The 26955-nt window shown below is 70.3% G+C and carries 22 protein-coding genes and 1 CRISPR repeat array (1 of these 23 only partly in view); of the genes, 4 read left to right on the forward strand and 18 right to left on the reverse strand.

Annotated features, from left to right (window positions below; translation table 11 throughout):
- The first annotated feature begins 131 nt into the window (after positions 1-131).
- The 3 genes from BBH68_RS03485 to BBH68_RS03495 all read left to right on the forward strand — a co-directional run bounded on the left by BBH68_RS03485 (position 132) and on the right by BBH68_RS03495 (position 2479).
- Positions 132-794: a hypothetical protein gene (locus BBH68_RS03485; protein WP_065958749.1), complete on the forward strand. Its 663-nt coding sequence runs from the start codon at positions 132-134 to the stop codon at positions 792-794.
- A 155-nt stretch (positions 795-949) separates the two neighbouring features.
- Positions 950-1534 (forward strand): hemerythrin domain-containing protein, encoded by a 585-nt coding sequence (locus BBH68_RS03490; RefSeq protein ID WP_065958750.1) that lies wholly within the window; start codon positions 950-952, stop codon positions 1532-1534.
- 264 nt (positions 1535-1798) lie between these two features.
- Entirely contained in the window at positions 1799-2479 is a 681-nt protein-coding gene (locus BBH68_RS03495) for a response regulator (RefSeq protein ID WP_076971021.1), read from the forward strand.
- 143 nt (positions 2480-2622) lie between these two features.
- Here the strand turns inward: BBH68_RS03495 and BBH68_RS03500 are convergent, their stop codons facing one another.
- Genes BBH68_RS03500 through BBH68_RS03550 form a run of 11 tightly spaced genes read right to left on the reverse strand, consistent with a single transcriptional unit; the run spans position 2623 to position 15149 of the window.
- Positions 2623-3072 (reverse strand): SRPBCC family protein, encoded by a 450-nt coding sequence (locus BBH68_RS03500; protein WP_065958751.1) that lies wholly within the window; start codon positions 3070-3072, stop codon positions 2623-2625.
- Between the two features lie 18 nt (positions 3073-3090).
- Positions 3091-4437, reverse strand: a complete 1347-nt coding sequence (locus BBH68_RS03505) for a hypothetical protein (protein WP_065958752.1) — start codon at positions 4435-4437, stop codon at positions 3091-3093.
- Positions 4370-6730 carry an MMPL family transporter gene (locus BBH68_RS03510; RefSeq protein ID WP_065958753.1) on the reverse strand — a complete coding sequence of 787 codons (2361 nt, stop codon included), beginning with the start codon at positions 6728-6730 and terminating at the stop codon, positions 4370-4372. The genes BBH68_RS03505 and BBH68_RS03510 overlap by 68 nt, the downstream gene beginning before the upstream one ends.
- Before the next feature lie 41 nt (positions 6731-6771).
- Positions 6772-7950: an acyl-CoA dehydrogenase family protein gene (locus BBH68_RS41750; RefSeq protein ID WP_065958754.1), complete on the reverse strand. Its 1179-nt coding sequence runs from the start codon at positions 7948-7950 to the stop codon at positions 6772-6774.
- 5 nt (positions 7951-7955) lie between these two features.
- Positions 7956-9020, reverse strand: coding sequence for a methyltransferase (locus BBH68_RS03520; protein ID WP_158080324.1), 1065 nt, complete (start codon positions 9018-9020; stop codon positions 7956-7958).
- Positions 9021-9022: 2 nt separating this feature from the next.
- Positions 9023-10819, reverse strand: coding sequence for an AMP-binding protein (locus BBH68_RS03525; protein WP_079150772.1), 1797 nt, complete (start codon positions 10817-10819; stop codon positions 9023-9025).
- A complete protein-coding gene (locus tag BBH68_RS03530; RefSeq protein ID WP_065958756.1) occupies positions 10816-12060 on the reverse strand; it encodes an aminotransferase class I/II-fold pyridoxal phosphate-dependent enzyme in 1245 nt (414 codons plus the stop codon). The genes BBH68_RS03525 and BBH68_RS03530 overlap by 4 nt, the downstream gene beginning before the upstream one ends.
- The gene (locus BBH68_RS03535; protein ID WP_065958757.1) at positions 12053-12346 is read right to left on the reverse strand and encodes an acyl carrier protein; all 294 of its coding nucleotides are present in this window, start codon (positions 12344-12346) and stop codon (positions 12053-12055) included. Before BBH68_RS03535 ends, BBH68_RS03530 begins: the two co-directional genes overlap by 8 nt.
- The gene (locus BBH68_RS03540; protein WP_065958758.1) at positions 12346-13152 is read right to left on the reverse strand and encodes an acyl-ACP desaturase; all 807 of its coding nucleotides are present in this window, start codon (positions 13150-13152) and stop codon (positions 12346-12348) included. The genes BBH68_RS03535 and BBH68_RS03540 overlap by 1 nt, the downstream gene beginning before the upstream one ends.
- Positions 13153-13155: 3 nt before the next feature.
- Entirely contained in the window at positions 13156-13428 is a 273-nt protein-coding gene (locus BBH68_RS03545; protein ID WP_065958759.1) for an acyl carrier protein, read from the reverse strand.
- Entirely contained in the window at positions 13425-15149 is a 1725-nt protein-coding gene (locus BBH68_RS03550) for a fatty acyl-AMP ligase (protein WP_079150773.1), read from the reverse strand. Before BBH68_RS03550 ends, BBH68_RS03545 begins: the two co-directional genes overlap by 4 nt.
- Positions 15150-15472: 323 nt before the next feature.
- On the opposite strand from BBH68_RS03550, the gene BBH68_RS03555 reads away from it, so the two are divergent.
- Positions 15473-17134: an FAD-binding oxidoreductase gene (locus BBH68_RS03555; RefSeq protein WP_065958761.1), complete on the forward strand. Its 1662-nt coding sequence runs from the start codon at positions 15473-15475 to the stop codon at positions 17132-17134.
- A gap of 363 nt (positions 17135-17497) precedes the next feature.
- On the opposite strand, the gene cas2e is transcribed toward BBH68_RS03555, so the two are convergent.
- The 7 genes from cas2e to casA are packed head-to-tail and all read right to left on the reverse strand — an operon-like array spanning position 17498 to position 26666.
- Complete coding sequence (gene cas2e / locus BBH68_RS03560; RefSeq protein WP_065958762.1) at positions 17498-17845, reverse strand: type I-E CRISPR-associated endoribonuclease Cas2e; 348 nt, start codon at positions 17843-17845, stop codon at positions 17498-17500.
- Positions 17842-18795, reverse strand: a complete 954-nt coding sequence (cas1e, locus tag BBH68_RS03565) for a type I-E CRISPR-associated endonuclease Cas1e (protein ID WP_065958763.1) — start codon at positions 18793-18795, stop codon at positions 17842-17844. The genes cas2e and cas1e overlap by 4 nt, the downstream gene beginning before the upstream one ends.
- A gap of 8 nt (positions 18796-18803) precedes the next feature.
- Positions 18804-19508 (reverse strand): type I-E CRISPR-associated protein Cas6/Cse3/CasE, encoded by a 705-nt coding sequence (cas6e, locus tag BBH68_RS03570; protein WP_065958764.1) that lies wholly within the window; start codon positions 19506-19508, stop codon positions 18804-18806.
- The gene (cas5e, locus tag BBH68_RS03575) at positions 19508-20224 is read right to left on the reverse strand and encodes a type I-E CRISPR-associated protein Cas5/CasD (protein ID WP_065958765.1); all 717 of its coding nucleotides are present in this window, start codon (positions 20222-20224) and stop codon (positions 19508-19510) included. The genes cas6e and cas5e overlap by 1 nt, the downstream gene beginning before the upstream one ends.
- Complete coding sequence (gene cas7e, locus BBH68_RS03580; RefSeq protein WP_065958766.1) at positions 20221-21420, reverse strand: type I-E CRISPR-associated protein Cas7/Cse4/CasC; 1200 nt, start codon at positions 21418-21420, stop codon at positions 20221-20223. Before cas7e ends, cas5e begins: the two co-directional genes overlap by 4 nt.
- Complete coding sequence (gene casB, locus BBH68_RS03585; protein ID WP_065958767.1) at positions 21417-22091, reverse strand: type I-E CRISPR-associated protein Cse2/CasB; 675 nt, start codon at positions 22089-22091, stop codon at positions 21417-21419. Before casB ends, cas7e begins: the two co-directional genes overlap by 4 nt.
- Positions 22092-22118: 27 nt before the next feature.
- Positions 22119-26666, reverse strand: coding sequence for a type I-E CRISPR-associated protein Cse1/CasA (casA, locus tag BBH68_RS03590; RefSeq protein ID WP_079150774.1), 4548 nt, complete (start codon positions 26664-26666; stop codon positions 22119-22121).
- A gap of 173 nt (positions 26667-26839) precedes the next feature.
- A CRISPR array of direct repeats spans positions 26840-26955; the repeat unit is 25 nt; unit sequence GGGACCATCCCCGCGGGTACGGGGA; it runs 209 nt beyond the window's last position.

Here is a 26955-nt window from a genome sequence, read left to right on the forward strand (position 1 = left end):
CTTAGGGTCAGCCCGGCTGACCCGGCCTTCCCGCGCAGGGCCCCCCGGGTGTTCGCAGACACGTTCGTATGGCATGGTCGTCTCCCACTCGCGCCGCTCACCATGCCGCTCACGACCGAAGAGAGACCGCCGTGCGTTCTCTGCCGCTCACGCTGGTCGCCCGCCTGCTGCCGGTCGCCGTACTCGCCGCCGCGGGCGTGGCCATGACCACCTCCGACGACGCCGACGCGCGCCCCGGGCCCTCCGCCGCCTCCCCGCACCCCTCCCGGACGGCCCCGGCCTCACCGGCCCCGCCGTCGGGCGGCCAGGGCCGCGGTACGGCCGCGCCGCGCTACCCCCGGCCGCCGGCCGAGCCCTGCGCCACCCTCCCGGCGGGCACCGTCAAGGACCTGGTCCCGGCCGCCCCGACGGCCGGCACCGAGCTGAGGACGAGCGACACCGCCCACCGCTCCGGCTGCTCCTGGCACGCGCTGAGCGGCTTCGACTACCGCTGGCTGGACATCTCGTACGACGTGTCGGCCTCCGCGGCCGCGCGCGCCCGCTCCGCGCTGGGCGGCGGCCCCAGCACCCCCGTGCCCGGCCTCGGCGACCGGGCGACCGTCAGCCTGAACGTCACCACCGACGGCGAGCAGCGCATACGCGAGGCCGTCGTGGTCGCGCGCCGGGCCAACGCGGTGGTCACCGTGACCTACAACGGCGGCGACTTCGAGACCCACGAGGCGGCGGGCGCCGACGAGATGCGCCAGGGCGCCGTCGCCGCCGCGAAGAAGGCCCTCGCCGCGCTCGACGGCTGAACGCCGCAAGGAGTAACCGCCTCCGCGCCATAAGGATGAAACCGGGGCGTCCGGCGCCGTTTCGGGTGGACGGCCGGTGCCGTCTGTGAAGCACTGACCTGGGCGCATCAGGGTATCCGGGCGTCCGTTCCCGAGTCCGACCGAACGGAGCGACGATGACCGACCGGACGCAGCGCGGCGCGACCAGCACCGACGAAGACGTCGTGGCGCTGCTCACCCATCAGCACGACATCATCCGCGAGATGTTCCAGCAGGTGGAGCGGGCCACCGGAGACGCGCGGCGGGACGCGTTCCGCCGCCTGGTGCACATGCTGGCCGTCCACGAGACGGCGGAGGAGGAAGTGGTGCACCCCACCGCCCGCCGCGCCTTCGAGGGCGGCGAGCAGGTGGTCCAGGAGCGGCTGGAGGAGGAGCGGCAGGCCAAGGAGAAGCTGAGCCGTCTGGAGTCCATGAACCACGAGGACCCGGAGTTCATGCCGCTGTTCATCACCCTGCGCGAGGCGGTGCTGCGGCACGCGGAGGCCGAGGAGCAGCAGGAGTTCACCCAGCTCAGGGCCAACACCGACGCCAAGCGGCTGGCCAGGATGGCCAGCGCGGTCAAGGCCGCGGAGGCCGTGGCGCCCACCCATCCGCACCCCGGTACGGAGAGCGCGGCCAAGAACCTCGCCCTGGGCCCCATCGTCTCGGTCATGGACCGCACCCGCGACGCCGTCCGCAAGGCCATGGAGAAGCGGGGCTGAGCGGACCGCCGCCCGGAGACGTGTGCGCGGGGGGCGGCGAGCCGGGTGCCCCGCCGCCCCTCGCGCACGCTCGGCTCCCGCTCGGCGGGCACGAGCACGGCCGACGCCGCCCGTGATGGCAGGAAGATGACTCTCCGTCAACAAATGAGGCGCGGCGGATTAAGTTTTGCGGACGCTTGAACCGTCTCTGCTCGGCCGGGCACCTTCCGGTGTCGTCGTGGATGAGAGGAGCTCGAAGAATTGACCATAACGGGGGAGGAAGCAGTGCCGATCAAGGTCCTGATCGCCGACGGGCATTCCCTGGCGAGACTGGGGCTGTCCACCCTGCTGGGCTCGGCCCCCGGGCTGCGCGCCGTCGGCGAGGCCGCCGACGGCGACGGCGCCCGCACCCTGGCCGCCGTGCACGGCCCGGATGTCATCCTCATGGACATCTCCCTGCCGCGGCTGGGCGGCATCGCCACCACCCAGCGCATCCTGGAGGCCGCACCCGCCCGGCCGCCCCGCGTCATCATCACCGCCTCGAAGGTCATCGACGAGGAGATCCAGGCCGCCCTGCGGGTGGGCGTCGCCGGGATCCTCCTCAAGGACACCTCACCGCAGAAGCTCACCGCCTCGATCAGCGCGGTCGCCACCGGCGACATGGCCTTCTCGCCCAGCGTGATGGAGCGGCTGATCGACGCGTACACCTACCGCGCCACCGCCACCGAGACCTCGGGATCCAGCCTGGCCATGCTCACCATGCGGGAGACCGAGGTGCTGCGGCACGTCGCCAAGGGCCGCAGCAACTCCGCCATCGCGCGGGAACTGAAGATCAGCGAGGCCACCGTGAAGACCCATCTGAACCGCGCGATGACCAAGCTGGGCATCACCAGCCGGGCCCAGGCGGTGGCGCTGGGCTACGAAAGCGGCCTGGTCGTCCCCTCGCAGCCCCAGCCGGTCGGCTGACCGTAGGTCTCCTCCCAAGCCGTAAGCCCGTAAGCCTGTGAATCCGTACGTTCCATGAGTTCTGCCTTTTGCTGACGAGCCCGCCCCCGCGGGCCGGGCCGCGACCGGTGACGATGACGGCGCTTCCGGCCCCCGGGGCGGGCTCACCCCCGTTCCGCCGCCTCCCTGATCCTGGCCAGGGTCGCGCGCATCCCCTCGACCATCAGCCGCTCCCGCCGGAAGCCCACGAGCCCGCTGGCGTCGACCGCCCGGATCAGGAGGTTGGGACGCCCGAAGTGCTCCCGCCACTCGGTCAGCACCACCCCCGCGCCCTCCGGCTCGATCCGGTAGCCCCACCGCACCTTCGACTGGGCGACCTCGAACGCGAAGACCTTCTCCTCCTCGCACTCCACGACCGTGCAGTCCGTGGTCCAGAAGATCAGCCCCCGCCGGTTGCTGCCCCGGAACCGGGCCCCGACCGCGGGGCCCGAGGCCGGGCCGACCCAGCGTCCGCCGGTGCACTCGGGGCTGAACCGGCCCATGCCGGTGACATCGGAGACCAGCCGCCACACCCGCCCGGGTGCGGCGGCGATGGAGATCGAGACCTCGTCCACCGCTCCCCGCCCTCCCGGTCAGCGCCCGTGCCAGTCCCGCAGGTGGGACCGGTGCACCTCGGGCACCACGGACGGGTCGTAGAACTCGTCGTAGAAGTCCACGTCGAGGTGCACGGACTGGAATCCCATCTGTGTGTGGTAGGCGGGCAGGTAGGAGGGGAACCGGCCGGACTTCTTGTACAGGTACTCGCAGTAGGACACCACCGCGTCGATGGCCTTCTGGCTGATGCCGCTGATCCCCTCGGACACCTTCTCCGGCTCCCGCCAGCCGCCCCGGCCGATGCCGCCGCGGTAGATGCCGTCCTTGCCGAACTTGCGGTCGACGACCGCGTACACCGCCGCCTCCATCGACTCGTAGTACGGCGGGCAGTAGGGCTTGAGCAGCACCTCGCCGTCCCGCTCCAGGCCCAGCGGATAGGCGAAGCCGGCGTCCTGCCCGCGCAGCTTGAGGACCATCCTGGCCAGTGCGGGCACCCGGAAGTAGCGGCTGATCGGCATCTCGGCCATCCGGAAGTCCAGCGCCTCGAACCACCCGCCGTCGTGCCCGGTGTAGTGCGGGAAGCCGCCGAGCCCCAGCGCCTGGCTGACCAGGCCCAGGTTCTGGAGCATCATGCCCATCTCGATGGCCGCCGTCTCCACCAGGATGCGCTCGGCGAACTCCACCGGCAGGGCCTTCAGCTTCCGCGGGTCGTCGTCGAGGTGGCCGCCCTTGGACTTGCCGAACCTGCCGAGCCCGGCCGGCAGGTACATCCGCCGCTCGTCCAGGCAGAAGCAGGCCATCTCCTCGTTGAAGAACTCCAGCAGCACGTTGATGTAGAGGTACGACAGGTCCTCGATCGGCAGGAAGTACGTGGACCCGGGCGTGTGCAGCGACCACTGGTTGCCGGTCAGGTTGTACGGGGACTCCACCGGCGGGTGGCGGCGCTCGGTCCCGATCCTGATACGGGTGGCCCGGTACGCCCCGACGAAGTCGTTCTTGGCCACCATGTCCTGGACCTGGCGCAGCTCCGCGGTGGTCAGGTCGGCCGGCCGGCGGACCAGATAGGTGGCCTCGTCGTCCATGACCACCATCGCCCCGCTCTGGAGCGCGTCGGAGCTGGAGACGGTGCGGCCGACCACGCCGGCCATCACGTTGCCGCCCTTGCCCTTCTCCCAGTTCCAGTCGTTCAGCGCGGGGCCGGTGATGCCGCACGCGGCGAAGGTGAGGATGGCCTGCTCCTCCTCCGTCAGCGGCACCGGCTGGTGCTTGCTGCGGTACTCCAGCGGCCCGCCGGGGATGTTCATCCCCATGCCGAATCTACGGGCGCGGCGGGACTTCAGGCCGTCGATCAGCGGGAAGCTCTGCCAAGTGTCGCTCGCTGCCATGCTGTTGCGTGCTCCTAGTCCTTGAGTGAGCGGGGGTGGACGATGCGCGGCGGTGGCCGGGGAACCACCAGTTGGCCGAGCCCATGAGCTTCATGGCGGCCGGTACGACGAACATCCGTACGAGCGTGGCGTCCACGGCGATCGCCACCGCCATGCCGAAGCCCAGCTCGCCGATGGGCTGGATGCCGGAGAGGGTGAAGCCGCCGAACACCGCCACCATCAGCACCGCCGCCCCGGTGATCAGCGGGCCCGTGGCGGAGATGCCGAGCGCCACGCTCTCGGTGTTGCCGGCCCCCGCCTTGTAGTACTCGCGCACCCGGCCCAGCACGAACACCTCGTAGTCCGTGCTCAGGCTGAACAGCAGGGCGAGCAGGAGCACCGGTACGAAGTTGGTGACCCGGCCGGACGGGTCGAAGCCGAGCGCCTCGGCCACCGGGCTGCCCTCCCGGAAGGCGAGGGCCAGCATGCCGAACGCCACGGACACCGACAGCACATTGACCGCGATGGCCTTCAGCGGCAGCAGCACCGAGCGGAACGACAGCATCAGGATGATGAAGATCGCCAGCAGCATCACCCCGACGACCGTGGGCAGCCCGTCGGCGATCACCTTGTTGGCGTCCACGCCCTCGGCGGTCTGGCCGCCGACCTCGATGCGCAGCCCGTCGCCGTCGGCCTTCGCCGCCACCTTCCGGACGTCCGTGAGCAGCCGGCGGGTCCGGGTGGCGGAGGCGTGGTCCTCGGGGATCACCTGCGCGATCAGCTCGGTGGCGTCCCTGGAGACGAAGTGGCCCACCGTGGCGCGGGCGGCGGTCGGCAGCCGGTCGCGTACGCCGGGGGCGAGCGCGTCGAACGGGCGGCCCGGGGCGGCCTGTTCCAGGACGTCCAGCGCCGAGTCCACCCGCCGGACGTGTTCCAGGGCGCCCAGCTCGTCACGCAGCGCGGCGATCCGTCCGCCCGCCCCGCGCAGCGGGTGATCGGAGCGGATCAGCACCACCATCGGGGAGGCGTCGCCCTTGCCGAACTGCTCCTCCACCCGGTCGTAGGACTGGCGCACGGTCGAGGTGGTGGGGGTGATCCGGGCGTCCGGGGTGAAGGTGTCCAGGCCCAGGGCCGGGACCGCGCCCACCGCCAGCACCGCGCCGCCGCCGACCAGGGCGAGCACCGGGCGGCGCAGCACCCGGTGGGCGAAGCGGTACCAGCCGCGCTCGCGGGGGTCGGCCGTGGCGCTCGCCGGGCGCAGCCGGGCGAACAGGTCCCACCGGCCGATCCGGGGGCCGACCGCGTACAGCAGCACGGGCAGCAGCAGGAGACTCGTCAGCACGGACACGGCGACGACCAGGGCGGCGCCGAGGGCGATCGACTGGATCACCGGCAGGTCGACGAAGGCCAGCGTGGCCATGGAGACGATGACGGTCACGCCCGAGGCGAGCACGGTCTCCCCGGAGGTGGCGAGCGTGACGCGCAGGGCGTTCGGCACCGGTTCGCCGCGTTCCAGCTCGTCGCGGAAGCGGCGCATGATGAACATGGAGTAGTCGATGCCGACGCCGAGACCCAGCATGGTGGCGGTGTTCTGCACGAACACCGACAGGTCGTAGGAGTCGGCGAGCAGGGAGAGGACGGCGAAGGTGACCACCGCGGCCGCCCCCGCGGTGATCATGGCGATCACCGCGGAGACCGCGCTGCGGAACAGCAGGAGCAGGATGAGGGTGATCAGCGGCAGCACGATCACCTCGGCCCGGACCAGGCCCTCCTCGCTGAGCACGTTGATCTCGCCGAAGAACGGCGCCGTGCCCACCATGCCGACGGTCAGGCCGCGCTCCCCGTACCGCGCGTCGAACTCCCGCTGGATGTCGGGGAGGATCCGGCGCGCGGTGCCGTCGTCCACGTCGAGGCCGAACATCTCGATCGCGGTGTGGCCGTCCCGGCCGACGAACGTGTTCTCCGTCGCGCCGCGGAAGGTCGACCACCCGTAGTGGGACGCGGCCTTGAGCCGGCCGTCGTCCTCGATGTCCGCCACGGCCTGGCGCACCCGCCGGTCGAAGCGGTCCGTACCGGCGGCGAAGCGCTCGTCGTGGATCACCACCGTGACGCTGGTCTCGCCGCGGCCGGTGAAGCCGTCCTTCTGCTGCTGCGCCACCCAGGTGGACTGCGCCCCGGGGACGTACCAGCCGCCGCCGCTCAGCTTGTCCGGCAGCGAGAGGGCGAGCGCCCCGCTGACCACCAGCAGCACGCCCCACACCGCCAGCAGCGGCCACCGCACCCGGCCGATGAACCGTACGAACCGCTCCGTCACGTGCCCTCTCCCCGGTTTCTCCCCGTGCCGTCCGCTGGGTGTCAGTAGACCGTGGTGTCCAGGTCCTCGCCCAGGAAGTAACCGGCCAGCGCGGGCAGGGCCTTGGCCCGGGCCGGCGGGTGGAACGCCAGGGCGCGCGTGGCCTGGAGGAGGTAGCCGACCTCGGTGTCGCGGATGAAGGAGATGCCGCCCGCCAGTTCGGCGGCGGTCGTGGACACCTCCATCACCGTCTCCTGGACGTGGAAACGGGCCAGCAGCGAGTGGGCCATCTGCCCGCCCGGGTCGTCCATGGAGCCGGCCATGTCCCGGGCCACGTTCTCCACCGCGCCCATGGCGCTCTCCAGCTTCACCAGCAGGGCGCCCAGCTCCGCCCGGGAGACCCGGGGGGAGGCCATCACCTTCTCCACGAGCAGGCCGGCCACGCCCACGTACGAAGCCGCCGCCAGCAGTTCGAACCAGGTCCAGCCGCGGATCTGGAGGATGTCCATCCGGCTGCCGGGCTTCTGATCGGTGAAGACCATCAGCGACTCGTCCAGGACCAGGTCCTCCAGCACCACCTCGTCGCTCTCGGCGCCCGCGAGCACCTCGCTCTCCCAGAACGGGCGGCGGACCAGGCCCTCGGTCGCGGCGGGCACCACGGCCATGGCGAGGTGGCCGTCGTACTTCTCGTCGCCCTCCACCAGCACGCTGGCGGTGAACCAGTCCATCGACTGCGACAGGCTGCACGGCTTCTTGCTGCCGCTGATCATGAAGTTGCTGCCGTCCCGGCGGGCCCGCATGGTCGGCTCCAGCATGCTGCCGCCGCGCCTGGCCTCGGCGGAGGCCGAGGCGACCAGCTGGTTCTCACCCGCGATCGTCTTCAGCAGAATCCACTCGAACGCGTCGGGGGCGCAGTGCGCGGTCAGGTACTCGGTGAAACTGGCCAGCGAGAGGTGGTGCATCATGGCGGCCACCGCCAGCGAGGGCGAGCGCATCGCCAGCGCCCGCTGGACCCGGATGCCCTCCAGCGGGTCGGCGCCCAGCCCGTTGTGCTCGGTGGGCACCAGCAGCCCGGCCCCGCCGGCCTCCCGGAACGCCGGGATGGCCGGGCCGCCGCGCTTCTCCAGTTCGGCCAGCGGATGGGCCGCCAGCTTCTCGTCGAGCCCGGGGAGCAGCCGCTCCAGCACCGCGCGCTCGCGCGCCCCGAGACGGCCGGCCGGGGACGTTGTGGTGTCGGTCATGGTGACTACTCCGGTTTCGCGACGACGGCACAGACGGGGGAGAAGCCACGGTGCACGGCTTCCAGGCGGAACCCGGCGGACGCGAGCAGAGCGCCGATCTCCGGCTCGGTGCGCAGCTCACCGCCGCTGACGACCAGGCACTCGATGTCGCCGAGGGTGGCGAAGGAGGGGGTGTTGTTGCGCGGGATGACCATGTCGAACAGGACCAGGGTGGCGTCCGGGCCCATGGCGGCCCGGGTGTTCTCCAGCAGCGTGCGGGCCTTGTCGTCGTTGTAGTCGTTGACGACCATCGACAGCAGATAGCAGTCGCCGCCCTGGGGCACCGAGGTGAACATGTCCCCGGACACGAACTCGACGCGCTCGGCGTGTCCGGCCTCCGTCAGCAGCCGCTTGGCGTTGTCCACCACCCGCTCGCGGTCGAACAGCACCCCGCGCAGGCCGGCGTGGGTCTCCAGCAGGTTGGACAGAACCACCCCCTCGCCGCCGCCGACGTCCACGACCGTCTGGTGGCCGCCGAAGTCGTACAGGGACACGGCCAGCAGCTGGGCCTGGGCGGCCATGGCCGTCATCGCCCGGTCGAACAGGTCGCCTGCCTCCGGGCGTTGGCCGATGTACTCGTAGTACGGCGCGCCGTGGTGTTCGGAGAAGGTCTCGCCGCCCTTGCGCACCGCCTCCGGGGTCAGCGACCACGGGTCCCAGTGCCAGCGCGAGCCGTGCAGCATCGCGTTGTAGCGCATCGAGAACGGATAGTCGGTGCGCAGGAAGTGTCCGGCCTCGGTGAGCGAGAAGGTCTCGTCGTCGGCGTGGTCCAGCACCCGCAGCGTCGCCGCGGCCCGCAGCACCCGGTACAGCGCCCGGGGGTCCACGTCGTGCTGCTTGGCCAGGTCCTCGGCGCCGCGCGGGCCGTCCGCGAGCGAGTCGGGGATGCCGAGGGTGGCCAGGGTGGCCACCACCTGGCTGCCCCAGTGGCCCACGATGATCTGCATGAGGCCGGCGACCGGGAGCGCGGCATGGGCGATGACGTCGACCGGTTTGAGCTGTTGGTCGGCGGAATCGGCGTGCTCGGACATACTCATCCTTCCTCGGGGCGCCGCGGGCGGTGGGCCACCACCTCGCCGGCCAGTTTCTGTTCGAGGTACTGGGACAACATCAGTCGGCGGCGGGGCTTGCCGCTGGAGGTGCGCTGGATGGTGCCGCGCCGGCAGCCGACCACGGTGACGTCCACCACCCCGCCGACATGGAGGGACAGCGACTCGGCCAGCCGCTCGGCCCAGGGGCCCGGCGCCAGTTCGGCGAGCACCACGATCCGGTCCGCGTCCACCAGCGTGGCGCAGCGGTGCCGGTCCACCCCGGAGGTGTCCGCGAGCCGTACGTCCAGGTCCTCGGCGTAGATGTTGCGGCCCCGTACGCTCAGCGCGTCGCCCAGCCGCCCCAGCACATACGTCTGACCGTCCAGCAGGAATCCGGCGTCCCCGGAGAACACCTTGCCGTCGGCGAACCGGGACGAGCTGTCGGCGTCCGCGGGCTCGTACCCGGCGGCCGTGCTGGTGCCGGACAGCACCAGCTCGCCGAGGTAGCCGTCGGGCAGCGGCCGGCCTTCGCCGTCCACCACGGCCACCGAGACGCCGTCGATCGGGATGCCCGAGCTGACCAGCCACTCGGCGGGGGTGCCGGAGGGGCCCGCGTCCCGCAGTGTGCCGCGCGCCATGATCTTGACCGGCTGCTCCGGGGTGAGCGACTGCCAGTCGAGGTGGACCGCCTGCGGCACGGTGCCCGGCGGGTGCCCGGTGATGCCGAGCGTCATCTCGGCCATGCCGTAGCAGGGGGTGAAGGTGGCGGGGTCGAAGCCGTACGGCTCGCACAGCCGGGTGAACTCCCACAGCCCGCGCGGGTCGTGGCGCTCCGCGCCCAGGGCGGCCGAGCGCAGGGTGGAGAAGTCGGCGCCCTCCAGGTCCCCGGGGGTCAGCCGGCGGGCGGCGTACGCGAATCCGAACGAGGGCGCCGCGGTGATCTGGATCCCTTCCCTGGCGATGCAGTCGATCCACCGCCGGGGGTCGTAGATGAACTGCTCGGGGCGCATCAGGGTGAGGTCGCCTTGCTTGGCCACGATGGTCATCAGACAGCCCACGAGCCCCAGGTCGTGGTACATCGGCACCCAGCTCACGGTGGACTGGTCGCCGTCGAAGGAGATCAGCCGGGCGTTGCCGGCCGCGTTGGCCTCCATGTTCGCCCAGGTGATGCGCACCCCGCGGGGGCTACTGGTGGAGCCGGAGGTGAACTGGAGGGTGGCCAGCTCGGTGGTGGGCACATCGCTGAGCCGGTCGGTCTCGGTGCCGGTGGAGAAGTCGCTGGAGAGGACCGCCACCGGGACGCCGCCGGCCTCGCTCGCCGCCTCGGCGGCGTCCTTCAGCACCGCCAGGTGCACCGGCTCGCCGACCACCGCCGAGGCCCGGGTCAGCTCCAGCACCCGGGCGACGTGCCGTACGTATTCCTCGCGGCCGCCGAAGCGGGCGGGCGGCGCGATGGCCGTGGGGACCAGCCCCGCGTTGACCGCTCCGAAGTAGCCGGTCACGAAGCCGACGCTGTTGGGCGTGGCCAGCACCACCCCGGGGCGGCCCGGCAGGGCGCGGGCGCGGAGGGCCGCGCTCGCCAGGGAGACCAGATGCGCCAGGTCGGCGTAGCTGTAGCGGTCCCAGCCGCCCGAGCCCCGGGCGAAGCGCACCGCGCGGTCGGTGCGCGGGGCGACCAGCCAGGACAGCAGCGGTGAGGGGGCGGCGCCGGCCGGTCCGGCCTCGGGCTCCCCGGCCACGGGGGCACCGGCCACAGGGGCACCGGCCACCGGGGCACCGGTCACGGGAGCACCGGTCACAGGGTGCCCGCCTTCCGCCTCATCACCTTCTGCACCTCCGCGAACACCTCAAGGGCCCGCTCGAGCTGGGCGCGGGTGTGGGTGGCCATCGGGCAGATGCGCAGCATGGCCCCCGTCGGCGGGACGCCCGGGTACAGTGCCACGCCGGTGAAGACACCGCGGTCGTAGAGTTGCCGCCACCACTCCATGGCCAGGTCGTCGTCGCCGAGGATGACGGGGATGATCGGGGTGGTGCGCTCGGGCAGGTCCGAGTCCGGGCCCATGGGCAGGCCCAGGCCCTTCAGTTCGGTGCGCAGGAAGCGGGAGTTGTCGCGCAGCCGCTCGGCGAGCTGGTCGCCCTCCTCCGAGCGGCGGATGCGCACCGCCTCCAGCGACCCGCCGAGCGCCGCCGGGACACCGACCGTGGTGAACACGAAGGAGCGGGCCGTGACCTGGAGGTACTCGATCAGCTCCCGGCTTCCGGCGATGAACCCGCCGACGCCGGCCAGCGCCTTGGACAGGGCGCCCATCCGGATGTCGATCTGGTCCTCGACACCGAACACCTCGGCGGCGCCGGTGCCGTGCTCGCCGAGCACGCCGAGCGAGTGCGCCTCGTCCAGCATCACGGCCGCGTCGTTCTCCCGGCAGATCTCCAGCATCTCGTCCAGCGGCGGCAGGTCCCCCTCCATCGAGTACAGGCCGTCGAGGATGACCAGGGTCCGGCCGCCGTCGGCCTTGGCCCGGCGGACGCTGTCGGTGAACAGGTCCATCCGGTTGTGCCGGAAGCCGCGCAGCTTGGCCCGGGAGAGCCCGACCCCGTCGAGCATCGAGGCGTGTGCGAAGGAGTCGGCCACCACGGTGTCGCCCACGCCCACCAGGGCGCTGATGGTGCCGATGTTGGTCTGGAATCCGGTGGTGAACAGCAGGGCGGCCTCCAGCCCCAGCCAGTCCGCCAGCTCCTCCTCCAGCTCCCGGTGCAGCGCCGTGGTGCCGTTGAGGATCCGCGAACCGGTGAGCGAGGTGCCGTAGCGGTCCACCGCGGCCTTGGCGCCGGCCAGCACCCGGGGATGGCTGGCCAGGCCCAGGTAGTTGGGCGAGCCCAGCATCAGCCGCGGTTCGCCCTCCATGGTGACGACCGGGTCGAGCAGGGATTCCGCGGACCGGAAGAACGGCAGGTTGCCGGAGGCGACACCGCGGTCGTAGGTCGCCACGAACTCCGTGGCCCGCAGGCCCTTCAGCCAACTCGCGGAGTACTCAGCCATCGTGGGCCCCCTGGTCCGCGGTGCGGTCGTCCGACTGCCGGACGATGAAGTCCACGGCGTCCCCCACCGTGCGCAGCTCGATCGCGTCCTCCTCACCGATCTTCACGTGGAAGGTGTCCTCCAGCTCCTGGGTGAGCGTGAGGATGTCGAGCGAGTCGATACCGAGGTCGGCCTTCCAGGCGGCGCCGCGCATGATGCGTTCGGCGGACACGCCGCGGATCACCAGGTGGTCCTCGATCACCCGGAGGACATCGCGCTCCGTCACCCGCGTTGACTGCTCTGCCATCACACGTCCTCTCCTTGTTCCTGGCGCAGCAGGCCACGGGCCCGGACCAGATCGCGGCGGCTGATGCCCACCTTCTTCAGCGTCGGCATGAGGACATCGCGGAAGAACACCTCGCGGTCGATTCCGATGACCTGCATGACGGCCAGCCGCTTGTCGAAGTCCGGCAGCAGGTCGTAGGCCGGCATCCGGAATTCCTTGATCACATGCGCGATGTCCTTGAGCGTGCCCTCGTAGTCCTCCTGGAGGCACGCCTGGAGGGTGCGCTGATAGAAATCCGCGTGCGCGGCCTCGTCCCGCGCGATATAGCGGCAGATCTCCGCCATCACGGGGTCACCGAGCCCACGGGCCCGGTTCAGCTGCTGCCGATAGCTCATCCAGGTCGTCTTCTCCTGGATGGCGCCGTACACGAACATTCTGCGCGGGGTGCTGTGCGGCATCTTCCACCGCCGGCTGAGCACCATCTTCTCGAATTCCCTGATCTGCTCCTCGGTGCGCTGACCGCTGCGCAGCAGGAATTCCTTGAGGGCGAGCGCGTGCTTGGACTCCTCGTATCCCCAGTTGACCTGGAACCAGGTCTGCCCGAAAGAGGTCCGCATCATGTTGAGCCCCTCGGAGACGTAGTCCGGGAGGTACATCTCCACGCCGAGGAAGGTCTCCGCGCACTGTGCCAGGTGCTCGTCCCGGCTCTGCTCGTGCCATGTGTCCCAGGGGATGTCGTCGAACACGCTCCACCGGCGGCGGCGTTCGGCCAGCTCGAAGAACTCCATGTACTGGCGGTACAGGGTCTCCTCCGACAGGAGGTCCACGGGTCAGCCCTCCCGCCCCGCCGGCGCCCCGGACCGGATCAGTCCGACGACATCGCCCACGGTGTTGACCCCGAACAGCACGTCGTCGTCGAAGCCGATCCCGGTCTGGTCCTCGATGGAGACGATCAGCTCCAGGGTGGCCACCGAGTCCAGGCCGATCTCCCCGATGTCGTCCGCCATCGTGAACGTACGGTCGGCCAGCCGGGGGTCCACCTCCGCGGCGGCCCTGGCGACGATGCGGAGCGCCTCTTCTTCCGTCACTGCGGCGGTCGTCACTGAAGTCCTCCATGGCCCGCGGGGGTGGATGGGGAGTACGCGTCGCGGCAGGCGGCGCGGCGCAGCTTGCCGCTGCTGGTCTTGGGCAGCGTGCCGGGCTTCACCAGCACCACGTCGTCGGGTGTCACCCCGATGGAGCCGCGGACCCGGGTGGCGATCTGCCGCGCCAGGTCCGGGGGCGCGAGGGCGGGCTTGTGCTCGGCCACCACCACCAGGCGCTCGTCCGGCGTGGAGAAGGCGATCACGTGGTCGGGGCGGACGCCGGGCAGCCCCAGAGCGGCCCACTCGATGTCCGTCGGGTGGTACTTGCGCCCGTGGTGGATGACCAGGTCCTTGGTCCGGCCGGTGACGTACAGCTCGCCCTCGTGCAGGAAGCCGAGGTCCCCGGTACGCAGCCAGCCGTCCCCGAAGGTCTCCGCGGTCAGCTCGGGCGCCTCCCAGTAGCCCTGGGCGACGCTGCCGCCGCGGAGCTCGATCCGTCCCTCGGCGGACTCCCCCAGCAGTTCCCCCGAGGCGGCCCGGACCCGAACCTCCCAGCCGCTCAGCGGCCGTCCGCAGGAGACGATCTCGCGGGCCCCGGGCCCGTCGGCCACCGGGCGGACCACGCCCCGCTCCGCGAAGTCCGCGGCGTCCACCGTCAGCGTGCGCAGCCCCCGGCCGACCGGGGTGAAGGCCACCCCCAGGGTGCCCTCCGCCAGCCCATACGACGGGTTGAGCGCCGCGGCGTCGAACCCGGCCGCGGCGAACCGTTCGGCGAACCGCCGCATCGTCGCCGGCCGCACCGGCTCCCCGCCGACCCCCGCGACCCGCCAGGCGGACAGGTCCCACCCGGCCAGCTGCTCCTCGGTCGCCCGGCGGGTGACCAGGTCGTAGGCGAAGTTGGGGGCGTTGCTGAAGGTGCCCTGCGCCCGGGACATGCAGTCCAGCCAGGTGGTGGGGCGGCGCGCGAACTCGTACGGCGGGAGGAACCAGGTGGAGATCTCGTTCACCAGCGGCACCAGCGTGTAACCGATGAGCCCCATGTCGTGGTAGACGGGCAGCCAGCTGACGAACCGGTCCCGCTCACCGGAGGCCCCCACCGCCTCCGTCATGCACCGCACGTTCTCCATGAGGCTGTCGTGCGTGACGACCACGCCCTTGGGGGCGGCGGTACTGCCGGAGGTGTACTGGAGGAACAGCGGGTCCCCGCCGTCCGCGTCCACGAGCTGACCGGTCGGCTCCCCGGCGGCGAGCTCCGCGAAGTTGACGGGCTTCTCTCCCACCGCCTCGACGCAGATGTCGAACAGCGCGTCATCGGCGACGATGTGCCGCGGCAGACACGACGCATGGATCGAGTGCAGGCGCTCCCGGTAGGCCTCGACCCGGGTCAGCATCGCCGGTGGGAATACCGGCACGGGAATGACACCGGCCCGCACCATACCGACGAAGGCGATGATGAACTCACGCTGACCGGACAGCATCAGAATGCCCCGGTCACCTCGCTGAAAACCCGCGGAAGCGAGCCTTCTGCCGAAGTCCTCACCGGCGGCCTTCAGCTCCGCGAAGCTGAGAAAATCAGTGGAATCCCCGGAGACGAAGGTGAAGCCCCGGGACGTTGACGACAACCGAGCGATGACACGAGACAAGCTCACGTGCTGGAAACCTCCACGTGCACGTACACCCCACGGCAAGGGGGCATTGTTTTGCCGGACCGGTATTTCGGTCCCGGCGCCGTGCGACATGGAAAGAAAATAGCGAGACCGGCACCTCACGGAATCCCGCGCCCGGTGGAACTCGCGCTGCAACCCGGGCGGAAGCCCGGGGTCAACCTCCCGCGGCACACCGCCTCAACCCCAGGGGGTGGGGCCGGGCGGGCGTGCCACGGAGGGTTGCGGCCCGGCGACGGGAACGGCGGGCAACGGCGGGGCGGCGCGGAGGGGGGAATCCCCCGGGGCGAGGTGGTGCCGGATGTACTACGGATACTCGCCCCAGGCCACCTCCCAGGGCCGCTGTTCCCTTCTAACGTCGGAGGCCACCCTGTCCACGGAACAGTGAGGGAACAGCCATGGGTTCGACAGACGAGCACAACCGACGCACCGTCCTGCGGGCCGCCTCGGCGGCGGGCGCGGGCCTGGCGCTGACCCCGTCGGCGGCGTCGGCGGCCTCCCCGGCGGGCGCCGCCGGATCCGCCACCTGCGCGTCGGACTGGCTGCCCGAAGGCCCCCTGCGCGTGTCCCCCGCCGACCCCCGCTACGACCACCTGATCACGCGGGGGGCGAGCAACCGCTTCCGGGGCCGGCCCGACCGCGTCTACCTGGTCGGCTCGACGGAACAGGTCGTACGGGCCGTCCAGGAGGCGGTACGGTCCGGGGCGCGATTCGCCGTCCGCAGCGGCGGCCACTGCTTCGAGGACTTCGTCGACAACCCCGCCGTCAAGGCCGTCATCGACATGTCGCCCATGCGGGAGGTCTCCTTCGACCCCCGGCGCCGGGCCTTCGCCGTCGAGGCCGGGGCCACCCTCGGCGAGGTGTACCGGAAGCTGTACCTGGGCTGGGGCGTGACCTTACCGGCCGGCTACCACGCCGAGGTGGGCGCGGGCGGGCATGTGCCCGGCGGCGGATACGGCCCGCTGTGCCGGCTGTTCGGGCTGGTCAGCGACTACCTCTACGCGGTGGAGGCCGTGGTCGTGGACCGCGCGGGCACGGCGCGCGCCGTCGTGGCCACCCGGGAGGAGGACGACCCGCACCGCGATCTGTGGTGGGCCCACACCGGCGGCGGGGGCGGCAACTTCGGCGTCGTGACCCGCTTCTGGTTCCGCTCCCCCGAGGCCACGGACGGCACGGACCCGACCCGTATGCTGCCGACCCCCACCAGGACCGCGCTCACCTTCACCGCGGACTGGAGCTGGCAGGGCATGGACGAGGCACGCTTCACCCGCATGGTGCGCAACCACGGCGAGTGGGCCGAGCGCCACGGCACCGCCGACGACCCGAACGCCGCCCTCTACGCCGAGTTCGCCCTCACCCGCCGCGCCGCGGGCGCCCATCTCCTCCTCGGCCAGGTCACGGCGGAACCCGGCGAGGACCGCCGCCTGCTCGACGGCTTCCTCCACGCGATCAGCGCGGGCACCACCCGCCCCACCAACCTGGTGATCCGCCGGCTGCCCTGGCTCACCGCCGCGCTGAACGGCTCGGGGGAGGCGGTGGGCGACTGGCACATCAAGATCAAGTCGGCCTTCCTCCGCCGCCGGCTCACGGACCGCCAGATCGCCGCGGTCCACCACCACCTCACCCGCGCGGACACCGATGTGATCGCCGGAAGCGTCGTCCTCAACACCTACGGCGGAGCCGTCAACACCCTCTCCCCCACCGCCACCGCCATGCCCCACCGCGACTCCGTACTGAAGCTCTCCTGCCTCGCCTCCTGGTCCACTCCCGACCAGGCGGCCGAGTACCTCACCTGGATCCGCGCCTGCTACCGAGACCTCTTCGCCGCCACCGGCGGCGTCCCGGTCCCCAACAAGACCACCGACGGCGCCTTCATCAACTACCCGGACACCGACCTCGCCGACCCCCGCTGGAACACCTCGGGCACCCCCTGGCAGACCCTCTACTACAAGTCCAACCACGCCCGCCTACGCGCGGCCAAGACCCGCTGGGACCCGCGCGACGTCTTCCACCACGCGCTCTCGATCCGCCCGACCCGTGGTGCGGGGCGGACGGGATGAGGCCCCGGTGAACCATCGGAGGTGGGGCGCCGCGCGCTGCGGCCTGTGGCATGAAGTGGGTGTAGGTGCGAAGCGTCAAGGCGGGGTCGGAATGCCCTAGCCATCCACCGTCGGCGAAGTTCTGCTGGGGCCATCCCCGCAGGAGCGGGGAGCAGAGGTGGATCCATCAGCCGACAAAGCGGCGCGTGGGACCATCCCCGCGGACGCGGGGGCAGGGCTCGCGAGCCCATCCCCACCGGCCCCTCCGTGGGACCATCCCCGCGGGTGCGGGGAGCAGACTCAGTGACCTGCATGTTCGTCGGGCCGAGGGCGAACCGAAGAGCACTACCATCGAACCCGACATAACTCCCATAATTCGCTTGTTTATCGATTCCCAAACCGCCGACGCCTGGACGCCTTACTCCACCCCCGCTGGACGACCGCTGGCTTAGCCACCTGTTCGTTCGGGCGGCGGATGAGCGTGAGGCCCTCGTGGTCCACAGGGTGCCATTTGTGGTCGTGGGTCTCGAACGCGAAGCCCTGCTCGTTGTTCGTGTTGTAAGCGAGCAGTGCGCGGCCGTTGCCGGCGTACTGCTTGACCTCGTGCCAGAGGGCTTCACGGATGCGCGTGGAGGGGCCGCCGACGAACACGCCCGGAGATATCTCAAGTAGCCAGCGAGTGAGGAAGCCCCTCAGGCCGACAGGGCATTGGGTGAGGACGATGACGGTCACCAGATCACTTCCTCGGCGTAGTTGCGGCCTGCTGCCACGTCCAGCCCGCGGTCCGACTGCAGTGTTACTCGGTCCTCGTGCTCGCTAGTGGCCTTGTCCGCCTGCGAGGACACGGCGAGGAGTTGTTTGATGTCGTTGACGCAGCGGTCCAGCAATCCGATCTGGTTGGCCTTGTCACGGATGGCCCGGCGGGTGCGGGAGCCGATGTCTTCACCGCCTTCAGCTGCCACATCGAAGGCGGTGGGGATGCCGATCTCCGTCTTGTAGAGGTCAGCTATGTCCAGCACGAAGGACAGCTCATGTCCGGAGTGGATGAAACCGAGGCCGGGACTGCAGCCAAGCGCCGCGACAACGGCTTGGGCGATGCCGTACATGCACTGGGCCGCGGCGGTGACCGCCTGGTTGGGAGCGTCTCCGGAGGTGAAGTCGCCCGGGACGAAGTGGCGACCTCGCCAGGGGAGGCCGGTGCGGGTGGCCTCCTTGCGGTAGCAGTCCTTGACGCGTTGGCCTTCGCGGCCGAGGAGTTCGTGCCGGGTGAGGCCGGATGGGTCCTCGTCGGGGAATCGTTTGCGGTACATGGCGCGGGCCACGCTGAGCCGGGTTCTGCGGTTGGCCCATGCGGTGGCCTGGGCTTCGACCAGAGCGGACGAGCGGGTCAAGGCTCGGCCACCCGCGTAGAAGCGGACTCCGTGTTCGCCGACCCACACCACGCCTGCGCCGCTCTCGCCGAGGACGCTCATCGCCTGGTGCGTGATACGGGTGCCGGGGCCGAGGAGGAGGGTACCGATGGTGGCGGAGGGGATGTGCGTGGTGCCTTCGGCGTCCTCGGCGGTGATGGCGTTTGCGTCCCGGTGGACGGTGCACCGTTCGAGGTAGACGAAGGAGAGGCGGTCTGCGACCCGTGTGAGTTCGCGTGGGCCGGACAGACTCCGCTTGCTGATCGTGGACACGCCCGTCCTCACCTCACGGGGGCGAGCGTCATCAGCCCGCAGCCGTACGCCTTCGCCTTCCCCAGCCCCATGGCGAGGACGCGCCGGAAGGCATCGGGGTCGGTCACCCGCAGTCGTCCGTCGAAGGTGACAGTGGTCAATTTGACGCGGCTTCCGCGACTGCTGCCCTGGCCGGCCTTGGCGAAGGACAGGCTGCGCTGGTCGCGGACGACAAGCTCGTACGTGTCGCCCTCCGGCAGCAAACGACGCTCGGCCGGTTTCTCCAGGATGGCAAAGCCTGACGCATCCTGGCGGTCCAGCAGCCAGCGCATCTGATGGTGCGGTGTGAGATGGGCCGTGCGCTTGGTGGGCTCACCGTCTTTGCGACGGATGCTGTGAACGGGATTGGCAGTAAGCCGGAAGGCCCAGGTGTCCCCGATCGTCAGCCGCTTCAAAAAGCGGGTGTAATCGAAGGTCTCCCAGCGCGCGGTGGTGGGCCAGCCTGCCTGTTCCACCAGGTGTGTCAGGTCGGGCCGATCGGGGCTGACGATGTAGAGCACCACGTCGGCCTTGTTGTTGTGGTCGATCCGCCACAGCACCCGCGCCCTCTCGCCTGCCTGAGTCGGGACCTCGGCGAAGGAAGACATGACGGCAGCGTGGAGCACTTGGGGAGTGGACAGCAGACGTCGGGCTCCGATCCTTGCGGTGTTGATGCGGAAGCGCGTCAGGTACATCAGGCACCGTCCAGCAAGAGCGTGGGGTCGTGATCGACGGCCGCGGCAGCGGTCATAGCCAGGGGGTTGGGAACTTCCACGGTCTGCGAGCGGACGGTACGCAGGCCGTGGCGCCGGTGCCGCGGATCGAAGCTCAGCGGCTGATCGCGGAGGCTGTCGCCCAGGGCATCGCCCGCTTCTGTTTCGGTGATCAGGTCCAGGGGGACGAGGGCTTCGCGTCGGCGTCGACGCTGGTACCACGGGGACGCGCGCCACCGCTCTGTCTTCAGCACGTCTTCCAGGTGAGCCTCGGGGTGGATGTCCAGGTCGACGGGCCGGGCCGGTGGGCAGGAACGGCGCCCCAGGTACGGAAGATAGACCGGTTCACGTACGGCGGCGTGCAGGGCGTGGATCAGGGCCGCATTGCCTTCAACCGCGGCCACGAACACCGCGTCCGCCAGATAGAAGCGCTCGGACACCGGCATGGACTTGCCGGTGTCGCCATGGTGGGCGGTTTGATAGTCCCGTATCCGAGTGCCGGGCTGGTCGATGCGTACGCCGAACCGCAGGGCCGCCAAATCGGCTAGGTCGGCTCTGCGGTCGCGGCCCTGGGCGGCGGCCAGCAGACCGAGCACCCCGCTCTTGGTCGGGGCGAACTCGGTGGTCCGGCGAGCGAAACGAGCGGAGGCACCCCACGATTGGAGAGGCCCCGCCAGTTGCAGAGTCAGAACGCTCATTCACCCGGCTCCAGCGAGCCGGCCACGGCCGCTTCGACGGCCTCGATGAGTCCTCGAAGGGTCACCTCGGTGCCCAGCCCAGCGATCGGCTGAGTGTGCACACCAACCCGCAGCACCCAGGTGGTGGTGCTCTCCTCGGCACCGTACGCACCCTCGATGCTGGGTACGTAGTCGGCCAGCGCCCTGCACGCCGCCTCCACATGGCCACCCTCGCCATTCGCTCGGACCGGCTTCTCGAAGGCGCCGACAAAGCTGATGGGGCGGGATGTGCGGAGTTTGACGACCACCGCGTCCGGCAGGGTGTGGTTGCCGAAAGTGTTGATCTTCCCAGTGGGGAGTGAGGTGATGAATCCTTCGACGAACGCAGCAACGGCACGCCGTACGGGTTCCGTGCGGGGTTCGTCGTCGCGCAGTCCCTCACCGAGGTTCCGGCGCAATTGGTCGACGTCCAGAGCCGCGTAGCGGTAGAGCGTGGCGGAGTTGAAGTCGACGACTCCGATCATGCCGGCGCCGGGTTCCGCGTCGGTGTTCCGGTCGTCGACGGCGGTGTAGTAGTCGGATTCGTTCTCCACCGCATGCACGCTCAGAGCGTGGGCTACTTGGGTAGCGGCGTCCACGTTGATGTCGGAGGAGTCGGCGACCATCCGGCCGAAGAGGGCGATGTCGACGGAGTGGCGGGTGTCGGCGAGTTCGCGGGCGCGTGTTTTGTTGTCCTTTTTCTTGAAGAACGTCTTGATGTCACCCTCTTCCTTGGCGCCCTCGACGGCCAGGTGCGCAAGCCCGTCCAGCTGCCGGGAGCTGAGGAACATCAAGTACGAGGACTCAGGGGCCGGCTGGTCCTCGCCGTTCTTCGCAGCGCTCGCCTTGCGCTTGGGTACGTCGATCTTGGAGCCGGTGGCGGCCTGGACTGTCTCGGCGGCCAGTGTCAGCGCCTCCGCACCCCTCAGCGAGGGTTCCAGAGCGGTGATCTGCTCAGCCAGCACCTCGGCGACCTTCTTGGTGCGGACACCCAGCTCGCTCGGGTCGAGCAGTTCCTTGAAGGAGCGCCGGGTCACACGCTTCCATGCCTGGCTGGAAACCCTGGCGCGGCGCACCCCGCCATAGACGGCTGTTTTCGGGGAGCCGGTGTCGTCCCGGTTGAGGTTGCTCGGCGGAACGGTCTGAAGGATGTGCACGTCGAGGATGGTGCGGCTCACGAGAGGTCCTTGTCGGTGGCGGTGGTGTCCGGCTTCTTGGCTTTTTCGGTGTTCGGGGGGCGATAGGCGTGGAAGCTGCGCCCCCAGGAGCGATGGATCTCGGCCTGTCCCTCGGGCTGCTGCCATCGGAAGAGCTGGTCGGAGAGCAGCCCGTAGTCCAACGGGATGGCGCCGCGGCGCAGCAGGAGTACCAGTTCGCGAAGGCGCTGCGCGAGGATGTCCACCGAGGAAGCGGTGCCGGCTCGTACGAAGCGCTTGCGAATCGGCTCGTCCAACTCACCGTCCGGCATCAGGCGACGTACGGCGCTGCCCAGTTCCGGGCCTGCCGGCACATGCATGTCGGCACCGCGGTGTGACTGCTGGTGCAGAGCCCACAGCGTCACGGCGATGTGGACAGCCTCCTCAGCCTGGGTGGTCCGGGTCTCCGGCCAGTCCGTGATGCCCGCGTACAGCTGTTCCGTGCCGGTCAGCCCCCACAGGTCAGGCAGTGCGCCGGCGGACTTGCCCGCCCCCCGCCGGATGCGGGCCAAGGTGGCGACCGCGTCCGGGCGGTCCTGACGATAGCCCTGCTGCAGCCGCTGGATGTGTGCCGCGACGGTCGTGCCGACCGGACCGAGCGGCTTGCGTCGCTGGGCGGGAAGGGCGGAGGGGGCTTCGTGACTGGTGGTCATGCGGTGCCCTTTGGGTGACGTAGGCGGTCAGTGTGTGTTCGGCGTCTCGGCTGTGGCGAAGGGGTGGTGCAGAGCCCTGTTCAAGCGGCCGCGAAACCACCAGTCGGCACTTGTGTCGTCCAGCCAGCGTGGGCCCTTGGGAGTGTCGACAATGCGTCCTTCCCACGCCGCTTTCCCGGCAGCGTTCAGAAGTTCCCTGGCCCGTGCGCTGATGGTCCGGTGCGTCGTGCGCTGCCACTCGCCACGGGCGCGCCCCGGGTCGTCGCTGTCACCGAGCTCCCGCAGCCACAGGCGGTACGGGCCGTCGAGCGCCGCGAAGCCCAGGTCCCGGGCGGAGTTGCGGAACGGCTCCGGTTCGGAACCGGCGGCCTTGGCAAGGTCGGCAGCCAGGTCGCCCAGAGCGGTGACAGCGCCCTCCGCGTCGCTGACCGCGTCGACGGCCGCCTGACCGTATCGAGGGTCCCGCTCGTGGAGAAGGATCACGGACATGGTGACGCCGTCGTCGATCATCTCGTCGATCACCGACTGCTGTGTGCCGTACACCGCGCCGACGATCCGGGCTCGGATGAGACTGCGCCGCGGGATCGCGCCTTCGGTGGCCAGCCGGGCCACCCAGTCCAGCACGCGCGGCCGGATGACATCCGGGGCCTCGCCACCCCGCGCGGCCACTTGCTGTCCGTGTCCCGCCTGCAACAGGCTGCCCAGCCCGCGCCAGGCCCCGCGGGTCGGGTCGTGCTCGCGCGGCATGTACACCAGCGGCCTGCCGAGCTTCTTCTCCTGCGGCTTACTGCGCCGCCACCCGGTCATGGGCTCGCTGGGGTGCATGTTCTGCGGGCTGAGCGGGTCGCCGTAGCAGAGCACAACCCCGTGCACCGCGTCCCCGTCGTGGTGCAGGCGAAGGCGCCGAGACTGCCAGGTGTACAGATCACGCGTTCCTGAAGGGCGGGAGGCCAACTCCGCCTTGGCCGCTGCCGCCGGGCCGCAGGGCTCCCGACGCCAGGCGGGGCGATCGTCCTTCTCCACTCGAAGGCCGCCCGTGTCAGCGGCGATCAGATTGAGCAGCAGCGTCTCACGCAGGTTACGGCCCTCAGCGAGGACTCCGCCCAGGTTCCCCACCCAGGCGACGCCTTGCGGATACCCCTTGCCACCTTTGACCCGGGGATCGCCCACTGCGCCCGACTTGATGCCCGAGGTGTCGTACGCATGGGCGTGAACCACCCATCGGGCCGCCTCGGCGAAGCTCAGCCGCTCCACCTGGGGCATGCGCATGGTGAAGAACGGATCGCCGTTGGGCACATCGGCGACGATCCGGTTCAAGGACGCGACCTCGTCCTTCTCCGTCCGCAACCCGGCCACCTGGTAGAAGGGCGCCGTCGGGTGCAGCAGATCGAACCGCTCACGGTGCCGGTCGAGGTACGTGGCCACTTGGGCGAACGGATCCTCACTCCCCCACATCTCCTCCCACTCATCCAGATCCTCGGGGCCGTCCACGGCGTCGTGGACGATGGCCAGCAGCAGCCGTAACAGGGCGAATTCCTGAGTGGGGACATCACCCACCAACCGCCGCAGCCTCTTGGCCTCGGCGAAGACTTCCCTCAGCGACAGCTCCGCCGTTGTGCCGTCCGCCCGCTGCACCGGCAGCCAGGGACGAGAGACCAGATCGAAGGAGGGCACGCCGTTCACCAGCCTCACATCCCGCGCCCCCGCAGGAGTGACCTGCAGTCCGTCGACGCTGCTGTAGTGGAGTTCGTAGCCTGCCAGGCGGGTACGGCAATCCTCGTCCAGTACAAGAATCAGCTCGCCTGCCAGCCAATGGCAGTCCTTCGCCTGCCAGGAGGGCACACACAGCTCCTCCAACTCCCCGATCGCCCGGTCCAGCACCCAGGGCTTCGAGAAGTGATACGGCAGCCGCAACGCACTCGCCGCGACCGCGCGAGCCGCGCGGGGGTGCGGCACCGCGTCGGTGGGCAGTTCCAGACCGCCCAGCCCGCGCTCCAGCCAGGGCACAGTGGTCAGTGTCCCGTCGGCGCGCCGCTGGACGACGAGCACCTCCAGGCTCTCCTCACTGTCCCGGACCTGCGCCCGGCCGGCGCGGGTGTCGTCCGCATCCCCCACACCCGCGTCGATCCAGCCGATCAGGGCCCGACCCGGCTTACGGACCTCGTCCAGCCGGAACACCTCGGCCCGGGCCCGCTGCTCTCCCGCACGCTCTTGGTGCTCCTCGTACGCCTCTGCCATGGCCCGTGCCCAGGTTTCCGGACCCTCCGGGGCATCGCCGTAGGCGCGTTGCACGAGTCGGCTGATGTCCTGGGGCAGGCTGAGCGGACGGCCGTCCAGAAGCGGCTGCAGCACGGCCAGCGAGCGCAGCAGGGTATGCAGTCCGTATACCGCACGCGAACCGCGCACCGGCTCCGGTGGTTCCGCCCGCCAGTCGACGCCCGTGAGCAGGCAGCGGGCGGTACGCAGCCGCGCCGGACGGTCCCGCTGGTGGCGGTGGAGTCTGCCCATGCGCTGCAGCACCAGGTCGACCGGGGCCAGGTCGGTCACCAGCAGGTCGAAGTCGATGTCCAGGGACTGCTCGGCGACCTGGCTGGCCACGACGACATGTGGACTCCGCGGGCGGTTCCCGTCCCGTCCGAAGCGGGCCAGCAGATCGGCGTCCTTACGGGCCCGGTCCACATCGAGGAACCGAGAATGCGCCACGGTGACATTCGCTGGCCCGAACCGCTCCCGAAGCCGCTCGGCCGTCTCCAGGACGCGGTCTACCGTGTTGCGTACGACCAGGGCGCAGCCACCCTCCGACAGCTCCTGTCCCAGTCTGTCGGCGAGCAGTCCCACGTCGTCGCCGAGCGGTTCCAGCCAGATGTCCGTACGCCGGTCCGAAGCCGCGGGCGGGGTGGCAATCACGGGAGCGCCTTCGGGGGGCACAGCGGTCAGCAGCGGATATCCGTCGGCTTCAGCCACAGCCACCACATCCACCGAAGCCCCGGCATACGCCTCGACCAGCGCACGGCGCCGTGCGGCGGGCAGTGTCGCGGAGAGCATCACGACCGGCACACGGTAGCTTCCAAGCCACGACAGAACCCGCTCGAGGTAGACGTTCATGTACGCGTCGTACGCGTGGACCTCATCGATCACCACTACCTTGCCGGCCAGCGCGAGATGCCGCAGCGCCAGGTGCCGGCTCTTGAGCCCGGCGAAGAGCAGTTGATCGATCGTGCCCACGGCGAACGAAGACAACATCCCTTTCTTCCGTCCACGCAGCCATTGATGGGCGACCAGCTCAGCGGAGCCTGCCCGTACGTCCTGCGAGGACCGCGAGACATCTTCCGGTCCGTCCATCTCGACCGCCGCGATCGTACGAGCACCTGCTCGCATCAGGCCCGCGAACCGGTCGTTCAGCGCTGCCTTGGCATGGGCCAGAAAGACGGTGCGGCCACCGCCACCCGGCAGATGCTCCAGCCACTGCAACAGCCGGGGAAACATGGCATCGCCCGTCGCCCTCGTCGGCAGCGCCACAAAGCAACCGCCCGCGCCGCTTCGAGCAGCGAAAATCTCCGCCACGGCCAGCGCCGCCTCTGTCTTCCCCTCCCCCATCGGCGCCTCGATCACCATCAGCCCAGGCATCCCCATCTCCCGCGCCCTGCGCACGGCCTCCTCTTGCACCGGCCTGATCCGCGCACCCAACGGCAGATCGAACCGCGCCGCGAACAACTCCGCAGCCGACCCTTCGGGCTCCTCTGCCGACCACGCCTCAGGAAGACTGAGCCCACGCCAGGCCGCCGAGATTCGCTCGTTTTCGGTGCGTGAGCGCTCTTCCGGGTAGTAGGGGAATAGGTCCGGATTGCTCGCGATCCAGTCGGCGACGATGACCAAAGCGGTGAGAAGCACTTGCACCGGCTGGGGAAGCTTCACCGTCCGCCAGTCCGGCAGGCGCCCAGTCACCTCGTACTCCTGCGCGCATGCCTCAAGAAGTTCTGCCTGCACGCGGCGCCATACCTCTTCGCCGGGGCCCGGCGTCCGTAACAACTCCGGGTGAAGATCGAGGTCGTGGATCTGCCCGTGCCCCGGCGGCACGCCGTGGTGTCCCCCCGCAACGACCGCGAACTGCGCCGCCCCTCGGTCCGACCATCCGTAATGCCCGGACAGCCATTCCTGAAGCAACAACTGCCCGGCCAGCCCGTGCGGCGCCAACCGCCGATCGTCCCCAAGTTGCTTCTGCGGCGGCATCTCGAGCCCAGCGGCTCGCATACGATCGGCGAGGCCGTCCACCTGGCACGCGAAGGCGGGCGTCGCCTTCCCGATGTCATGGGCCGCCGCCAACCACACCGCCAAGCGGCGGGCGTCATCCTCGCCGGCTGGCAGTACATCGGCCACTAACCGCCGCACATTCCGGGGCACCCACCGGTCCCACAGCATCCCGGCAACGGCCGCGCTGTCGGCCATGTGTCGCCAGAGCGGCAGCCATCCATCCGTTTTTCTGTCGTGTTTGGCCCATGCTGTCCGGGCTGTGGCCGTCAGCCTTGCGCCTACGATCTGCGCCCTCCCTTGCGTCACGTCGCCATTCAAGTGCATAAAGGCCCTTTGACGAGCTATTTCTTCGAAACCAAGCAGGGTGTACGCGCGGTTTGGTATGTAGCCGACGGTGAGGTGCGGCCGTGCTCGCGGACCACCAGACGCGGCGCCCCGGTCTCCGCGCGCGGGTGCGGCGAGTAGGACACCGAGACCGGCGAGGAAGTGCTGATTCCGGGACCACCCCCGCGGGTGCGGGGAGCAGATGATGCGCCCCTCACTGGTCGGTCATCATTTGGGACCATCCCCGCGGGTACGGGGAACGTCACGACGTAGCCGGTGGTGGACTCCT

The sequence above is a fragment of the Streptomyces sparsogenes genome, from assembly GCF_001704635.1.
Classification (GTDB): Bacteria; Actinomycetota; Actinomycetes; order Streptomycetales; family Streptomycetaceae; genus Streptomyces; species Streptomyces sparsogenes.